A 15,876-nucleotide genomic window follows, 5' to 3' on the forward strand; every position below is an offset into this window, starting at 1 on the left:
AAGTATCTTACTTTGAATTGATTATTGACTGCAGGTTTGCTTGATTTATTTTATAGGATGTTTAAATGGATAATTATAAAGAAACGTTTATTCGCTTAGCCCTGGATTGCCAAGTCTTAAAGTTTGGTGAGTTTACTTTAAAATCTGGGCGTCTAAGCCCTTATTTTTTTAATGCAGGACTGTTTTATCAAGGTGAAGCCCTACGCCAACTCGGTCAATTTTATGCCAAGACATTAATAAAACATCGTATTGATTTCCAACATTTGTTTGGTCCTGCCTACAAAGGCCTTCCTCTGGCAACTGCGACAGCAATTGCCCTTGCTGAACTGGGAAAGGATATAACCGTTACTTTTAATCGCAAAGAGGCTAAAACGCATGGCGAAGGCGGACAACTCATAGGCGCTCCCCTGCATGGTAATACAGTTATTATCGATGATGTCATTACAGCGGGAACAGCCTTTCGCGAATCACAAGCATTAATTGCCGAAAATGGCGGCAAGCTTACAACCGTTGTTATTGCCCTTGATCGCTGTGAACGTGGTATAACAAATCAATCTACTCTTGCGGAAATTGAGGCGCAAGGTATTCGCGTCTTATCCATTATCACCCTGTTCGATTTAATCAACTACTTGCGCCAGGATGGGCAATTGAGAGAAGTGGAGCGCTTGCTCGCTTATCAAGATCAATATGGTATTAATTAATTTCATCCCCTGAGCACTATACTGCCAGGGGATTTTAACTGCTTAGTAAGCAGCAATATCAATCGTTTTCATTTTATGGTTAATCTGTTTACCACCTCTGAGTATTGTTAGCGTTATTTTTTCGCCTACCTTGATATCAGTAAACAGATGATAAAGAGCATCATAGTTTTTCACCGGGTGGCCATTTAAAGCGACAATAATATCGCCAAGATGCATACGACCCAAATGATCTCGTCCTGTCCCACGCAGACCTACCAAAGCCGCAGGCGTGTTGGGTATAACATCTGCGATTAAAATACCCTTATTCACACCCAAACGTTGCGCGATACTTGGTTCAACTCGCTGAATACCAATCCCAGATAATACAACCCGGCCGTTTTTGATAATTTGTGGAACAATACGGGCAATATCATCCGCTGGTACGGCAAAACCAACGCCAGCTGACGAACCAGAATTGGAATAAATGGCTGTATTTAAACCTATCAAACGCCCTTTACTATCTAACAAGGGGCCGCCTGAATTACCAGGGTTAATAGAGGTATCCGTTTGAATCATATCTCGTATGGCCACGCCCCCAGCTCCTGGAACTTGGCGCCCTAATGCAGAAATAACACCCACAGTCAAACTATGATCCAAACCAAAAGGATTGCCTATGGCAATGGTTTTTTGCCCTACCATTAGATCGTGAGTATGAGTTAATTCAAAAGGTACATAAGATTTTAATAACTCCAATACTTTCGGTGAACTGATAGCAAGCACAGCAATATCCTTGCGGGGCTCGGTACCAATTACTCGAGCAGGAACTGTTAAATTGCCAATACTGACCGCCAAACGCTCTGCACCATTGACCACATGAAAATTGGTAACAATATGACCTTTTGCATCCCATATAATCCCCGAACCAGCACCAGCTTTCACTTGCATATGCTCATAAGAACGTTTCACTGTCGCCAGGCGATGGACATACACTACTTTGGGTGAAAATTTCTGAAATATTTCAACTGTATTACGCTCATTCGGCAATAACTCATCAAGCGTTGTACTATAAGAGGGGGAGCCAGCAAAAAAAACACAACCACTTAAAAATAACGTTAACAACTTACATCTCATTATCAAACTCCATTCCTACTGCGCCGGTTAAATGCTTACGAATATGTTGACGTTCTACTAATTTATCAATTACCACTTGAGGGAAATCAGTAATAGTAATCACATTTTTACTGATTAATATTTCGATTAAATCTTCCAATACACGAATTAGCTGTAAATCTGATTGTGTTAATTTAAAACGATTCTCATTATCGCAGCGATTAAGAAATTCCAGTACTTCTGGAGCATCCATATCCATTTGCTCAGTACCAGCAGCTGACCGTGCATAAAGTGCACATATTTTACCTTGTTTATCTCGCTTAATGTAGACCACTTGACTCATCCTTTAGGTTAGTTGATCTAATTATACTCATTTATAATCGATAAATAAAAATAACCAGATTGAATGCCAACAATCACGACCATTGTTAATATGAACATTATAACACCAACTCGATATTATTTTCACCATATATCGTACTACCTAAGGTATTTTCTTATTTTAAACCCATCACCCACTTGTTAATAAAACCCGCTCATCTCCTTACAGCACTTTCATAGCCTTATTACTTGGTAAACTCATTAATGCAAATGAATCAATCGGCTGTGAGTATTAACCGCAAAATAATGGCAAAAATCCTGATATGACTCCACTTCAGGCCATTCCTCAGCACTATCACACATTCGTAACATTTCGGCTTCAAAAATGGGTCGGTAATAGTGTTTAAGAAAAGGTTTCACATCCGCCAATTTGGCAAAATTTTTAATAATGACTGTTGCGTTTTCAGCAAGGTGAGATAAATTGATGCGTTCTAAAGCGGTGACAATCTCATTTTTCTCCTCCACAGTAGTTCTCATCCACTTCAATAATACAGAGCGAGGTTTAATGCGTAATAACTGCCGCCCCTCAGCAACTGAAGACTCCATAAGAACTATTTGTGAATGCAATTCAAATTTGAAGCAACATAAAAAATCGAGAAAAGTACCTTCAATCCGATTGTGGGTATTTTTCCCTGCCAAACGACTTATTTCATATCTGAACATGGTAGGGAAATGGCGCTCAATCTCATTTAAAGTAGCTTCTTCGCTATCTTGTCTGGGAATGACATAAGCTGTATTGTCAGTTTGTAGTTCGTTTAATTCAGGTAATTCCAGATCGGGTAATTGGGATGACAGGAATGATAAAAATACAGCCGTTGGTTTAAGAACTATAATTTCCCATTCACTTCGTTGCATGACGCTCTCCTTGACTTTATTGACTCATCCTGAGTACAACTAAAAAGCACAAATCAACGCCCTTCCCCACTTTTTTCAGGGAAGACTATCAGATTAAACTCCTTATAAAATATTAGCAATATCCAATATTGGTTTTTTTTTAATCGTTTTTAACTTGACATGACCTGCATTATGTATATGCTTGCCATTTTATCCCCAATTATTCAAACATGAAATTCTTAAAAAAACTGGTTACTGGCTTCGCGCTTCTTTTTGTAATCACTGCCATCACTTTATGGGCATTAGCAAAATCAATAAAACCTGAAACAGTCAAATCCTATGTCAGCTCCCAATTGAGCTCCTTGACCGAACGCAAAAGTCTCGTGAATGGTGATATTTCCTGGCAGATATTCCCTCGTCCTGGTATTAAAATTACTGGTGTGCAGATAGGGAATGAAAACGATAACGCAAATTATTCAGTAAAACTGGAAAACCTTCTTTTTCATTTGAAAATCACTCCCTTATTACGCGGTAAATTGGTTTTTAGCGAATTAAATGTTGACGGTTTCCACGTTACTATCAATCCAGATTCTCAACCACCAGCTAAAATTAAGAAAAGCAAACAAAGCAATAATGGTGCAAAAACCAATAATATGACGGAACAATTTGCTATTGAGCGATTTTTATTAAGTCGTGGTCAGATTGTTATTGTGCAAAATCAGAAAAAAATAATTTTTTCTGGCTTACAGATAGGAGCAGAACAGTTTAATCTGCAGAAAAATTCTTTCCCTCTCCAATTAAAAACGACACTCGATGTCTCAGAAGCTAATGAACCTCTTTTAAAAGCACATATTACTTTCAAGGGTAGTAGCGCCCTGTCAGCGTCTTTATTTAATAATCCTGTTATGGCACTGCAAAACCTTCCCCTGGAAGGTCAATTGTCCTTACAAGACGTTCGCCTTAAAAAGCTAAAAATAAATAAAGTTAGTGCCAATGCAAAAACCAAGATTGGCGTTTTTCATTTAAATCCTTTAACTTTGAGTTTGTATAATGGCCAATCCGTTGGCGATCTTAGTTATGAATTTGCCAGCAAAAAACTAACTGTTAATCAAACTGCTACCAATCTTGATAGTAGTAAACTCCTTTATGACCTGGTTAAGAAACGTTTATTTAAAGGCAGTGTGGATTTCTCTATCCATGCTCAAACCAATATGCAAGACTCTAACTGGCCAGATCACACCAGTGGTAATGGCAGCCTAACAATCAAAGATGGTGTGGTTGAATCAATTAATCTTGATAGAGTTATTGATGAAACAAGCAATAAAATCAACAAATTAATGACCAGCACAAAGAAAGATGCAAAGCAAGCCCTGGAATTAGGTCAATTTGATGATCCTAATATGTTCAAAGGAAACACACGTTTTGAATTACTTACTTTCCAATACCAACTCCAAGACTCTACGTTGCAAAGCAATTCCCTGGTATTACAAGCCGAAAAACTACAATTAAAAGGGGAAGGTATACTGAATTTAAAAGACTATAATCTCGATAGTCATCTGTTTGCAAAAGTCGCTTTAACCGATGAAAAAGTAGAAAAAATTCAACAGATTTTGGGTGGCAGTTTCCCTATTTTAGTTCAAGGCACTTTAACAAAGCCTATTGTTTTACCCGATTTAAAAAAAATTAATCCCATATTGACCAAAGCTTGGCTCAAGGAAACGTTGGTGAAACCTGTTGAAACCATAGTAAAACCGGTTAAACAAATTCAACAACAACTTCAAACAATCATTTTTAGCGGTAATAACCGTGATACAAGAGCAATTCAGTAACCCATTATTGGTATGGTTTGATTTGCATGGACGCAAAGATTTACCTTGGCAACATCCACGCTCAGCTTATCGAGTGTGGGTTTCTGAAATTATGCTGCAGCAAACTCAGGTTAAAACGGTCATACCTTATTTCAACCGTTTTATAGACAGTTTTCCCGATATTTGGCTGTTGGCTAAAGCGCCTGAAGATCAGGTTTTAGCCCATTGGTCAGGATTAGGCTACTATAGCCGTGCCCGTAACCTCTCTCAAACAGCAAAAATTATTTGTGAGGAATATGCAGGTGAATTTCCTATTACTTTGGCAGAACTGGTTGCCTTACCAGGTATAGGCCCCTCTACCGCAGCAGCTATTGCCTCACAAGCTTTTAATCAACCAACAGCAATTCTGGATGGTAATGTCAAACGTGTGCTATGTCGTTATTTTCTAATTGATGGCTGGCCTGAACAGAGTGCTGTGAAGCAACAGTTATGGCAACTGGCCCATCAGTGCATGCCCACACAACGTTGCGCCGATTATACGCAGGCTATAATGGACTTAGGAGCTACTTGCTGTACAACCAGACAGCCTAATTGCGCTTCTTGTCCAGTAAGAAAGACCTGCCTAGCAAATATTCATGATAAGACTACTTTGTATCCTCAAAAAAAATTAAAGAAAAGCCTGCCAGTCAAGCAGCAACAGTTTTTATTACTTTATACGGACAATAATAAAATTTACCTTGAAAAAAGACCTCCATCCGGTTTATGGGGAGGGCTTTGGTGCCTGCCAATCATCGATGACACTGCAACTTGCCCCAGAGACTATATAGAAAATAACTATGCCTTAACGAGTCAGCAGCCTACAGAGTTACTAACACTTAAACATAGCTTTAGCCACTTTCATTTATATATCAAAGCATTAGCGCTGAAAACAACCAGTAGGAAAAATGTGCTTAACAAATGCCCGGGAAACTGGTTCGCTGCAACTGAGCTCAACCAACTCGGGCTTGCCAAGCCTGTTAGCGATATCATTAATCATTTTTTACTACAATCAGGTATCTAACATCCAACTCATTTCGGTAACATCACTGATTTATTCTCATCCGTTTATTACATACTATCAAAAGAAAGGAAGGCCAATGTACAACCTAGGCAAAGTATCTAATCACGTATCACATAAAAGATGACGTTGCTTGGCAAACCTAATAATTAACGAGTTAAAAGAAGGTTTGATACAGGATAAACCAGCTTTAACCTGTATCATTACTCTCTTAATTTAGTCCGCTGCCAATCTCTGGTGGGTCCTCTTCAAGAGAATCTGAAGGACGAGGCCCTGTCTCGTATTGCTGATTATTAAAAAACAAAAATGTTGCCGCTTGTTGGAAAAATGTTTTTAACTTACTCCAGAGATTGACTAATTTTTCTGCCAACATGCCAATAGTAGTTAACTCTTCCCCAATCTCTTTGCGCGGTTGCTGCTCTGATTCGAGGAGAGTCGAAGCTAATTGGTTAATTGCTTGGGTATTTTGTGGATTAGCTAATACTAGCGCTGTAGCTTTTTCAATACTTTGGCATTCCTCTTGAGTTAGCATGCCTCTCTCATGAGCAAATGCGGCTTTTTGGCGTACCGCTTCAATGCTACCCTGCAATTCGTCCATGACTTCTTTGATCGCTTCGCAAGCTATTAATTTGTCTGTAATCTTCTTTAACTTATTATGCATGTCGGACAGTTCTTCATCACTAATAGCATACCCTAAATTCTTCAATGCAGCCTTCATAGAGGTAATTCGAAGTACTTGTTCTTGCAACAAAACAAAATTCGATGTGAAGAATACAAGGTCAGATTGTTTAAAATCGGTGATTTCTTTAAGCTTTAGATCCACGCGTTCATATAACGCATTAAAGGCATCTAACTCGTCTACACAATGTCTAGCATATTTATTAACAATTATTTCTTGCTTTAATTTTTTAGCGGAAAGGTCTTTCCAAAAATCATAACTGTTTGCTGCGTCAATAACTTGTGCCTGCAATTTTTCCTGTAAAGCCACATCTGGTGGCTCTTGTTTCATTGCCCAACGTAATTTGAGTAACGCATAAAGATGAGCATCTCTTTTTTCTGGATCACCCGTATAAAAATCCATAGGCACATCCTTAATGAGCCCCTTTACAGCCATTTCCTCGAGTTCGCTATCATATTTTTCTGCAAAAATATCATCTAAGGCTTTAGAAAGCTTCTCATCTACTGCATGAAGATGGGTTAGTTCCAAATCAATCAACTTTTTCACACAGAGCTTGTGCTGTATATCAAAGTCTTGTAATTCCGATAAGCTGGCACCAGCATCTACCCTTAAATCAGCAACAGCCAATTCAACTTCCTTGTAGAGTTTTTGCATTTTTTCATCATAGGCAAAACGCTTATTTGCTGAATCACTAATCTGAATTGAGCTGTAATAACGATTAAAATCAACAAGTTCAATCTCAAAGATACCAGCTTCCCTAGATTCAAGCGCTTCAAAACCACCTTCTTTTTGTTGATAAACACGTCCCGTACTACCCCAGGGATTTCGCATTTGGACATAACAGACAGGGCGTGCTGACTGCTCTCCCTTCGCATTAACAACTATTTCTTCGCGGGTAACCACTTTTAATATCGTATAAGCGTGTCGATTACGGAGACCTGGCACAGCTTCATCGAATTTGGACGGGGTAGAAGCGGTTACCAGACAACCCTCTGCTAACGCTTTCTCTATCGCGCGGAATTGTTGAATTTGATCGACCTGATAATAGCCTGAAAAAGGATCGCGCTCACCTCGAACAACATTCGTTTCAACGGGTACATCGATATAATTAAAGCAATGTTTGATAAATTGCTGTGCATCTGGGTGGGTGCTACCTATAAGGTCGATTAATTTCAATAATTTAGTTGGCTCGGTATCCTTCGAGGCAAAAATCTTGTCGCATTCTGCTTTATTGTCAAAATAAAACAATAGATAATCTTTATATTCCTTGTAAGCTGTAAGAGAGTCTGTCATCTCTTCATCAGGAATCGCCATTGCGAACTCTGTTCGTAAAGCATCAAGAGCAGGCGAGTTAGGGCTGTCCTGATACATGTCGACAATTTTATCTATATTGCACAACAAATAAACCGGCTTGTTAAGCCCTGTCTTAATTGTGCTCTTAATAAACTCTAAATTATCCGATTCTATAAATTGGGGAATATTCCAAGGCTGCTCCACTTTTGCCCCAACCTTTTCGGAGCGAGTATTTATTCCGGTTAAAATCTTAGTTGCCGTCGCTGAAAAACCACCTTCATTGAATACAGAACTTATGGACGCATCTACTTCTCCGTCATGCCTGGTTTGCATGGTGGCATAAGCTGACTCCAATACATGCACCCATAAAGCCTTATGGCCACTTAATGCACCGCTCTGATCATGTATAATCGCTGTCGTTATCCGTTTATACACTGGCTCTAGCGTTTTTGGATTAAATAATCTAACGGTTGTCGTACCGTCATTATTTTGCACCATCATCCCACGAAGAAAGGCAGCACCATTAGGCTGGTTTAGGATGGCTTGTATTGAAGCAAGTAAAAAACAATCTGGAATTTGTCCCTGGTTAATTTCGCTTAATGAAGGTGACCCTGGATCTGGAAATAAGGGCTCAACACTACGCTCATAATGCTCATCAAAACGAAAACAAGAAGAGTCAGTCGTTGTATACGTATAGCTTTCACCACGTACAATATCACGTTGACTTTCCGGGAGTGAGTCATCAGCACTTGCCTTATTATCATTAAAACAAGTTATTTTGAATCGTGGTTCTTCGTTCGGTGCATCAAGGTTAAGCGGCTGAATAATAACTCGAGTGCCTTTTTTAAGTTCGACAGGCCCCTTACCATTATCAACGGTAATACTTTGGCTCAAAGACCCACGTACTCCAGGAAAAACACGCTCTACCCGTTTATCAGTAGCAGAGATATGCAAACCACCTTTTTTTACTCTGGTACGGGGCATGACTCAAAACTCCAACAGTAAAATAAAAAAACGTATTCTTAATGATAACACAAATGACTATTTTTTATTCATTTAACGACTATTTATTGTGTTCAGAGCGAAATAAAGTATTATCAATATCCAAGAATTATTGTGAAACAGCATGAAAGAAACAGCATGACGATATTATTTGCTCTGGTGATTAGTTTTATCGCTTTATTATGGTCTGCCAATCATTTGGTTAGCGGCGCCTCAGGTATTGCCCACTATTACCGGTTACCGCCCTTATTAATTGGTTTGACTTTAGTAGCATTAGGCACTTCTGCCCCTGAAATTATGGTTGCTATTAGGGCATCTATGGAAGGTTTCCCTGAAATAGCTATTGGCAATGCCATCGGTACAAACATTGCCAATATTGGTTTAGTACTTGGTATAACAGCTCTTTTAAAACCGCTTAGGGTACAGCCTACTTTATTACGTCGAGAATACCCTCTCCTTTTTTTAGTGATGCTTTTTGCCTATTCACTCATTATCGACGGCTATCTTGGCGTTTTGGATGGTTGCCTGTTTTTATTAGCCTGCATCGCTTTAATCACTTATTTTATATATATAACGCGACAAGAACGCCCCCAAAAACAATTAACAATCGCCTTTCAACAAGCAGCCCTTCGTAAACATTCGCTAAAAACCCATACCATCCATTTGGTTTTGGGCCTGATTGTTTTACCTCTTAGCGCCAAATATTTAATACACAATTGTGTTGAACTTGGGCACTGGTTGGGAATTAGCGAACTGATTATTGGCCTGACCATTGTTGCAATAGGAAGCAGTTTACCCGAACTGGTTACCTCAATTATCGCAGCAGTTAAAGGGGCTGACGATATTGCCATTGGTAATATCCTTGGCGCCAATATGTTCAATTTAATTGCCGTTATGATTTTTCCTGGCATTATCCATCCTGCAGCAATCAGTCATGCTATCTTGTGGCGTGATATTCCGGTTATGTTTATAACAACTTTAGCTCTTCTATGGCTTAATTACCGCCATAAGAAAAAAATTACTCGTTGGCAAGGCGGCCTATTAATATTGATTTACTGTTGCTATATGCTCTCACTACTTATTACTGCCATAGGCTAGGTCTGTTGACATTTCGCTAGCGTTTCGGCCTAGATAGTAGAAATTCAACAGCCCCTAAGTATGTTTGCCCTGTTTATAGATGATCAGTTTTGCTTGGCGTCTTAATATTTCAGCCGCAACTTTGGCTTCAGGCTGGCCTGCATCAGCAGCCCGATTGATCCAATACCAAGCTACTTTGCGGTCTTCAATAACCCCTTGGCCATAATAGTACATATAGCCTACAGCGTATTGCGCATCTGGCTGTCCCTTTTTCGCCTCAGGTACTAGGCGAACAAAAGCCCGTCGGTAATCCTGTGCTTGAAAACTGCGGATCCCTTCAGTTAAATTTACATTACTTACACAAGCCGTCGCAGTGAGTATCAAAATAAACAGCAAAATTGTTCGCAATGCAAAACGCATAAGCTTATTCCTCAATTAACGGCTTTGCAGGAGCTTCGAAGATTAATTCATTTTTAGGTAAACTTAAACTCTCAAGAACCCCCTTATGCAAAACCACTACTCCTTTTTCTGTAATTCGTTTGATTATTGCGCCCCCGGGCAAGACATCACCAACCACATAGGTTTTTTGCCCTCCTCCTCCGGCGCGAATAATAACTTGCGATTCCTCTTCTTTAGTCGCAAACATGACTCCTACAACTTCGGCATCCAGCATGGATTGTTTAATATCAGCATCAGCTAAATTGGTTGGGACATAGTCTCCAAATAAAGAAGTCTTAAATAAGGGCGAATCCTTACGCAAGTCGGCCTGTGTCGGTACAAAATTGGTTTTTGGCATTACCATTTGTTTTTTTTCATTAAATTGAAAAGCGATAACGAGCTCCCATATAAATAAAAAAAAAGTCAGCGCAAAAATACAGATCGCCACCATTTTTTGCGGCTCATTGGTAACGAATAAAGGAAACTTAATCTGTTTTGTTTGCATAATTCAAAATTAGCATGGTTTTTGCCTATCACTATATGCACTAAAACAAGCAAAGACAAGAAAGGGAGTAACTATGCACTCTTCTAATCAAGAGCAACCTCATATCCAGTTAGCCACTATGTCACGTTGGTATGTTGTTTCACGGGCCATCCATGCAGTGGCAAAACTTGGCATTGCTAATCACATGTCCTTAAAACCAATCTCTATTAATGAACTAGCAGAGTGCACAGGAACAGTCCCTGAATTATTAAATCGACTATTAAGATTTCTTAGCGCTTACGGTCTTTTTAATTGCGATGGCAACAGTTATTCGCTCACAAGCTTATCAATGCCTTTACGTGACGATGATCCTCATTCTGTCCGTGATGTTTTGTGTATGGTGGATGACAGTTGGTGGCAATCTTTTGCTCATCTTGATACCAGTTTAAAAACAGGAAACGCAGCCTTCTCCCATCAACATAGCGACAGTTTTTTTAGTTTCCTTAGTAAACACCCGGAGAAACAAGCCAATTTTGATCGAGGCATGGCAAGACTATCTACTTTTGATGATGAAGCAATTGCTACAGCCTATGACTTTTCGAAGTTTTCTCACCTGGTTGATATGGGAGGCGGTCGTGGAGGATTAACTCAGGCATTAGCCCGTCATTATCCCAAACTACAATTAACTCTTTTAGACACAGCCGCCGTCATTGAGCAATTAAGAAGTGCTGATTTTCCACCACAGATCAAATTAACTGCAGGTGATTTTCTGGCCCAAATACCACCGGCAGATGCTTATATTTTTAAAGGTGTCCTCCATGATTTCAACGATAATTTCATGCATCAGATTTTGGCAAATTGCCATCAACAAATGACAAAGAGTACTGCTCTTTTCATTGCGGAACAGGTTATGCCTGACAGCCCTGGTCCTCATCCCAATAAAACAATGGATATTGTGATGATGGTTCTGTTAGGGGGCAGGCAACGCACACTTAGCGAATGGCAGCAATCTATAGAACCTTCTGGTTTTGTCTTTCAAGGTAGTTATAAAACAGATACCCTCTTTACTCTGATGGCTTTTAAACCAAATTAAGACAGGACTTACACTGTGAGTATAAATACGTTAGCTAATTCATATCAAAGATGATGTAAAGATGAGGTTAAAATGTGGCGTGGATCATAGTCTTTTTTCAACTGTAGCCAATCACCATAGGCAGGGCCAAAATGAGTTTGCCAATAATTTTTGGCTAGTTTTTGCCCCAGATAACCTGAAAGATAACGCTTTCCACCTTGTTGCAAAAAGTGTTCATCCAGAATAGTCATAGCCTGCAAACAGCTAGGGAGCAAAACAGGGTTCACACCCGGGTTTAAAATCATTAGGGCACAAATGTCTGTAGCATTAGGCAGCATTAAAAAACCAATACGTTTCTTATTAGCAAGTGGCACAATTTGCAGAACTGTTGCGTAGTGAATAGGTAATTGCGCAAGTAATTCCTCGAGATCCTTGGATAATACAGAAGTTGGAATGAAACATTCATACCAGGGATGAAGTAAATCCCATTGTCCAGTTAATTTCATTGCTTCAAAACGAGAGTTGTGGCGATGAAGATAAGAATGGATCGATTCATCCTGAATGTGAATCGTTTTCCAGGGCTTTAAATGACTGCTAACAGCATTTAATTGGGGTGGTTTATTGTCATATTCCAGTGATACATGTAAAGCAAAAAGCCATTGGGCAAAGGGTGTACGTTTGCCTTCTGCTGTTAATTTAGCACCCTGTAATGAGGGGGAGCAAAAAGCTTCAACGTAATCAGCGCCAGATTTAATATCAGCAAGATCATGAAGCCATTGATTTTTATCAAGATACACTAAAAAAAATGTTCTAACCTGTTTAAGACAAGGACGCAATTTGATACAAGCCCTGGTTATGACGGCAAAACGTCCTTGCCCGGAAAGACAGGCATGAAACAATTCAGATTGCTCATCAACCTGCGAGGTCTTACCATCAGCTGTAGTTACCTCTAAGGCTTTAACATGAGAACTGACACTACCGAACTTAAAAGAAGAAGACCCTACTCCTCCTGCCGAAAGTACCCCGCCTATCGACAAATTACAATTATAAGGTAGCACATAAGGAATCTGTGCTTTTTTTAGAGATACCTCTACTAATGAAGACCAAGTCGCATTTGCTTCAACCCAGATACTAGCCTGCTCATGAGTTTGAACATGATTTAATTGCTCTAAATGCATAATTAAACCACCTTGCTGTGCTAAAGCCTGCCCTCCCTGACTCAAACCATTTCCGCGAACAGTCACATTTAGATTATGTTGATTAGCATAGGCTAATACAGACTCCAGTTTTTTTATTGAGGATGGAATACAAACTGCTGATGGGATAACTTTATTTAATTTACCGAAATCCTGGGCGTAAGAAACAAGCGCATGCTCATCACTGAGCATCGCTTGTCCACTCTCTTTCTCACACTGCTTTATCTGAGACATACTCCAAGGCATTGGCTGCATTTTGCTGATCCCTCTGTTTAGCCAATTCTAGTCGTTGGTTACATGCAAGAATTAATCCATCAAACATCTTGTTAAAGGCATCGTAACATCTATCAACCATCTTCAAGGCCTCACGACGTACATTGACCGGAACAGGTATCTCAAACAATTTGCGCTCCATTTCCTCTTCAAATAAGGCATGAGCTAATTCGACTTCAAGATGTGAACTCGAAAAGTACTTCAGGTTTTTATCTTCTCCAGCTTTCTTTACTTGATTAGCTACTTTCTCGAAAAACACATGCCCGGAAGATTCAAGGGTAAGCAATAAAGCAATATTTAGTATTTCATCGTCTGTCTTATAGATTTCAGACATGATTGCATAGGCTGCATCACGAGTGAGTTGTGATTCTTTACTATAAAGCCAAGCCACATCATCTTTAGTGCAGGATTTATCGTTACACAAACCACCCATGTATTTTTTATCGTGTAAAAACCATTTTTCATGTCCTGCGTCTTCGAGACGATGGTGACGGGCAACCTTTTTCAAGTAAGGATCAGTAACCCGCTCTTCATTCAGACGTAAAATATCTTGGAAAGTCATTGCCCAAAAAGTTAATTCAGGGACAAAATAGCTGATTTCTTCTAAACTATTCAATTGAGTTAACACTTCAAAAAAAGGATGTCCCATGAATTCTTGTTGTTTGGAATCAATATAAGTTTGTATAGTTTTCATGGTAGTTGCCTCCGAGGCACGATTAAATTGGTTGGACAATTCATGTGTTGCACACCTCATGCCAAAAAATTAATCTTTTTAGTCAAATTAAATTCAAGTAAGCGTGTTTTTTTTATTTTTTGCAGGAGAAATTCTCGGAAAGCGACAAAAAAATGTCCCCGACTCTGACTTAAACGACAAAAAATTGACCCAATACGCATTAAATTTTAATGAATTTTCTCAACAAAGCTTAAATTCGCCAATTTTTTGTCATATTTTTCCATTAATTTCTCTACTTCAGACCAATCTATCTCTTCTATACACCTCGCTTTTAAACAAATTTCATCCAAAAGCTCATTTTGCAAAGCGCCATGTGCCTTCGCCTCTGCGTAGGGCGTATTAGTAAACATGACTAACACATGCTTTGAAACATAACGCTGTGGATACCGATGCATTAATTCCTGCTCTGTTTGTTTTTTTAAATTAAATTTTGCATCACGAATATCCGTTTGAATTTCATGGTAATTAGCCATTGACATCTCTGCTACAGCATCAGTATTAACCTTACGTGAATTAAAAAATGCAGGCATTACTTGCTGCCAATCATCATCGTATTGCTCCAAAAGCGCAGAAAGAATACGGCAATCTTCAAAAGCACTGTTCATCCCCTGACCAAAAAAAGGCACTATTCCATGTGCAGCATCACCAATCAATAAGCAATGATCTTTAAAATACCAAGGCGCACATTTAATTGTGCTTAAATTACCCGTTGGATTGTGAGTAAATTCATTAATCAAATCCGGCATTACCTCATAGGCATCAGGGAAAGCTTCTCTAAAAAAAGAATTGATAGCTCTCTCATTATTGAGCTGAGCAAAACTATTCTTGCCTTTATTAGCCAAAAATAAGGTGCCGGTAATTGAATCATCACGATTAGGATTCCCCAGGAGCATAAATGAATCTCGAGGCCAGAGATGTAAATGCTCTGGCATAAAATGACGAGAATGCTCTTTACTAATAGACAATTCTTTATAGCCGTGAGGTAGAAATTCCCTTGATGCAACAATAAGTTGCTCTTGCTCAAGGACTTCGCGCACTTGAGAAGCAGCTCCATCAGCACCAATCAAGATATCATAAGGTTTGGATAAAAGACTTTTATCGGGAAGCTCGAAATACGCTATCTTGTTATAGAGATCAAGATTTACCAATTTCATATCAAAATGCAAATGGATCCCTGAAGTTTGCTCAGCTCTGTTAAGTAATAATTCATTGAGGCCGCTACGCTGAATAGCATTAATATATTCTGTGTTATCACGGCCAAAAGGCTGGTATTTTATTGCGCCATTTTGCTCGTGAATGGCTCTAGCACGCATCGGTACCATGAGCTTTTCAACTTCAGACATTAAATTCACACCCGCTAAACCAGTAATGCCACGACAAGATAAAGCCAGATTTATTGAACGCCCTCTTTCGATTTTTGAGACACGTAAATCGGCTCTCGATTCAAACAAATCAATTTCATAACCGCGTCTGGCAAGGTACAGCGAAAGTAAGGCTCCTGCTAATCCAGAACCAATTATGGTTATGCTTCTCATCATGTCTCTCCGTTGCCTGAGTTTAGACTAATGAAAGCCAGGTTTGTTCACCAGCCTTCATCCATCCAAGATTCATCATCCTTGATAAGTCCATCATTATCATAGGCAAGTGACGTTGGTTTTTTAAAATGATCCCCATATAAATTACTCTGCTTAGGCTACAACCGCATACATCCCCCTGTAGTTAAACTACCGACCAGTACAGGTACTAATGCCCCTTCTAT

Annotated in this window: 14 protein-coding genes; 5 read left to right on the forward strand and 9 right to left on the reverse strand. The window is 39.3% G+C overall.

All coding sequences use genetic code 11. The features are described 5' to 3' along the window. Window positions 1-65: 65 nt before the first annotated feature. Window positions 66-701 (forward strand): orotate phosphoribosyltransferase, encoded by a 636-nt coding sequence (pyrE, locus tag DYC89_RS09205; protein WP_115221518.1) that lies wholly within the window; start codon window positions 66-68, stop codon window positions 699-701. A 42-nt stretch (window positions 702-743) separates the two neighbouring features. On the opposite strand, the gene DYC89_RS09210 is transcribed toward pyrE, so the two are convergent. The 3 genes from DYC89_RS09210 to DYC89_RS09220 all read right to left on the reverse strand — a co-directional run bounded on the left by DYC89_RS09210 (window position 744) and on the right by DYC89_RS09220 (window position 3,026). After that, window positions 744-1,811, reverse strand: coding sequence for a S1C family serine protease (locus tag DYC89_RS09210; RefSeq protein WP_115221519.1), 1,068 nt, complete (start codon window positions 1,809-1,811; stop codon window positions 744-746). After that, window positions 1,801-2,124, reverse strand: a complete 324-nt coding sequence (locus tag DYC89_RS09215) for a hypothetical protein (RefSeq protein ID WP_115222715.1) — start codon at window positions 2,122-2,124, stop codon at window positions 1,801-1,803. Before DYC89_RS09215 ends, DYC89_RS09210 begins: the two co-directional genes overlap by 11 nt. Window positions 2,125-2,372: 248 nt before the next feature. Further along, a complete protein-coding gene (locus tag DYC89_RS09220; protein ID WP_115221520.1) occupies window positions 2,373-3,026 on the reverse strand; it encodes a hypothetical protein in 654 nt (217 codons plus the stop codon). Window positions 3,027-3,235: 209 nt separating this feature from the next. Here DYC89_RS09220 and DYC89_RS09225 point away from each other — a divergent pair, with 209 nt between their 5' ends. After that, a complete protein-coding gene (locus DYC89_RS09225; protein WP_115221521.1) occupies window positions 3,236-4,834 on the forward strand; it encodes an AsmA family protein in 1,599 nt (532 codons plus the stop codon). Beyond that, window positions 4,806-5,873, forward strand: a complete 1,068-nt coding sequence (gene mutY, locus DYC89_RS09230; protein ID WP_342767883.1) for an A/G-specific adenine glycosylase — start codon at window positions 4,806-4,808, stop codon at window positions 5,871-5,873. The genes DYC89_RS09225 and mutY overlap by 29 nt, the downstream gene beginning before the upstream one ends. A gap of 208 nt (window positions 5,874-6,081) precedes the next feature. On the opposite strand, the gene DYC89_RS09235 is transcribed toward mutY, so the two are convergent. After that, a complete protein-coding gene (locus DYC89_RS09235) occupies window positions 6,082-8,826 on the reverse strand; it encodes a C2 family cysteine protease (protein WP_115221523.1) in 2,745 nt (914 codons plus the stop codon). Between the two features lie 156 nt (window positions 8,827-8,982). Between DYC89_RS09235 and DYC89_RS09240 the strand changes: the two genes are divergently transcribed. Further along, window positions 8,983-9,942 carry a calcium/sodium antiporter gene (locus DYC89_RS09240; RefSeq protein ID WP_115221524.1) on the forward strand — a complete coding sequence of 320 codons (960 nt, stop codon included), beginning with the start codon at window positions 8,983-8,985 and terminating at the stop codon, window positions 9,940-9,942. A 54-nt stretch (window positions 9,943-9,996) separates the two neighbouring features. On the opposite strand, the gene DYC89_RS09245 is transcribed toward DYC89_RS09240, so the two are convergent. Both DYC89_RS09245 and DYC89_RS09250 read right to left on the reverse strand, forming a co-directional pair. Next, window positions 9,997-10,341, reverse strand: a complete 345-nt coding sequence (locus DYC89_RS09245) for an SEL1-like repeat protein (RefSeq protein WP_115221525.1) — start codon at window positions 10,339-10,341, stop codon at window positions 9,997-9,999. A gap of 4 nt (window positions 10,342-10,345) precedes the next feature. Next, window positions 10,346-10,864: a type II secretion system protein N gene (locus tag DYC89_RS09250; RefSeq protein ID WP_245953970.1), complete on the reverse strand. Its 519-nt coding sequence runs from the start codon at window positions 10,862-10,864 to the stop codon at window positions 10,346-10,348. Between the two features lie 73 nt (window positions 10,865-10,937). Between DYC89_RS09250 and DYC89_RS09255 the strand changes: the two genes are divergently transcribed. Then, entirely contained in the window at window positions 10,938-11,936 is a 999-nt protein-coding gene (locus DYC89_RS09255; RefSeq protein WP_115221526.1) for a methyltransferase, read from the forward strand. 44 nt (window positions 11,937-11,980) lie between these two features. Here DYC89_RS09255 and DYC89_RS09260 read toward each other — a convergent pair whose 3' ends face one another. From DYC89_RS09260 to DYC89_RS09270, 3 genes are all read right to left on the reverse strand, one after another. Beyond that, window positions 11,981-13,366, reverse strand: a complete 1,386-nt coding sequence (locus tag DYC89_RS09260; protein ID WP_245953971.1) for an FAD-binding protein — start codon at window positions 13,364-13,366, stop codon at window positions 11,981-11,983. Further along, a complete protein-coding gene (locus DYC89_RS09265) occupies window positions 13,323-14,078 on the reverse strand; it encodes a hypothetical protein (RefSeq protein WP_115222718.1) in 756 nt (251 codons plus the stop codon). The genes DYC89_RS09260 and DYC89_RS09265 overlap by 44 nt, the downstream gene beginning before the upstream one ends. 206 nt (window positions 14,079-14,284) lie before the next feature. Beyond that, window positions 14,285-15,652: an FAD-dependent oxidoreductase gene (locus DYC89_RS09270; protein WP_115221527.1), complete on the reverse strand. Its 1,368-nt coding sequence runs from the start codon at window positions 15,650-15,652 to the stop codon at window positions 14,285-14,287. Window positions 15,653-15,876 lie beyond the last annotated feature (224 nt).

The organism is Legionella donaldsonii (assembly GCF_900452385.1).
GTDB lineage: Bacteria > Pseudomonadota > Gammaproteobacteria > Legionellales > Legionellaceae > Tatlockia > Tatlockia donaldsonii.

Bases quoted from the DNA above. Each gene is read 5' to 3' on its own strand.
- pyrE (WP_115221518.1), top strand. From the start codon at position 66: ATGGATAATTATAAAGAAACGTTTATTCGCTTAGCCCTGGATTGCCAA.
- DYC89_RS09210 (WP_115221519.1), bottom strand. From the start codon at position 1,811: ATGAGATGTAAGTTGTTAACGTTATTTTTAAGTGGTTGTGTTTTTTTT.
- DYC89_RS09220 (WP_115221520.1), bottom strand. From the start codon at position 3,026: ATGCAACGAAGTGAATGGGAAATTATAGTTCTTAAACCAACGGCTGTA.
- DYC89_RS09225 (WP_115221521.1), top strand. From the start codon at position 3,236: ATGAAATTCTTAAAAAAACTGGTTACTGGCTTCGCGCTTCTTTTTGTA.
- DYC89_RS09235 (WP_115221523.1), bottom strand. From the start codon at position 8,826: ATGCCCCGTACCAGAGTAAAAAAAGGTGGTTTGCATATCTCTGCTACT.
- DYC89_RS09240 (WP_115221524.1), top strand. From the start codon at position 8,983: ATGACGATATTATTTGCTCTGGTGATTAGTTTTATCGCTTTATTATGG.
- DYC89_RS09245 (WP_115221525.1), bottom strand. From the start codon at position 10,341: ATGCGTTTTGCATTGCGAACAATTTTGCTGTTTATTTTGATACTCACT.
- DYC89_RS09250 (WP_245953970.1), bottom strand. From the start codon at position 10,864: ATGCAAACAAAACAGATTAAGTTTCCTTTATTCGTTACCAATGAGCCG.
- DYC89_RS09255 (WP_115221526.1), top strand. From the start codon at position 10,938: ATGCACTCTTCTAATCAAGAGCAACCTCATATCCAGTTAGCCACTATG.
- DYC89_RS09260 (WP_245953971.1), bottom strand. From the start codon at position 13,366: ATGCAGCCAATGCCTTGGAGTATGTCTCAGATAAAGCAGTGTGAGAAA.
- DYC89_RS09265 (WP_115222718.1), bottom strand. From the start codon at position 14,078: ATGAAAACTATACAAACTTATATTGATTCCAAACAACAAGAATTCATG.
- DYC89_RS09270 (WP_115221527.1), bottom strand. From the start codon at position 15,652: ATGAGAAGCATAACCATAATTGGTTCTGGATTAGCAGGAGCCTTACTT.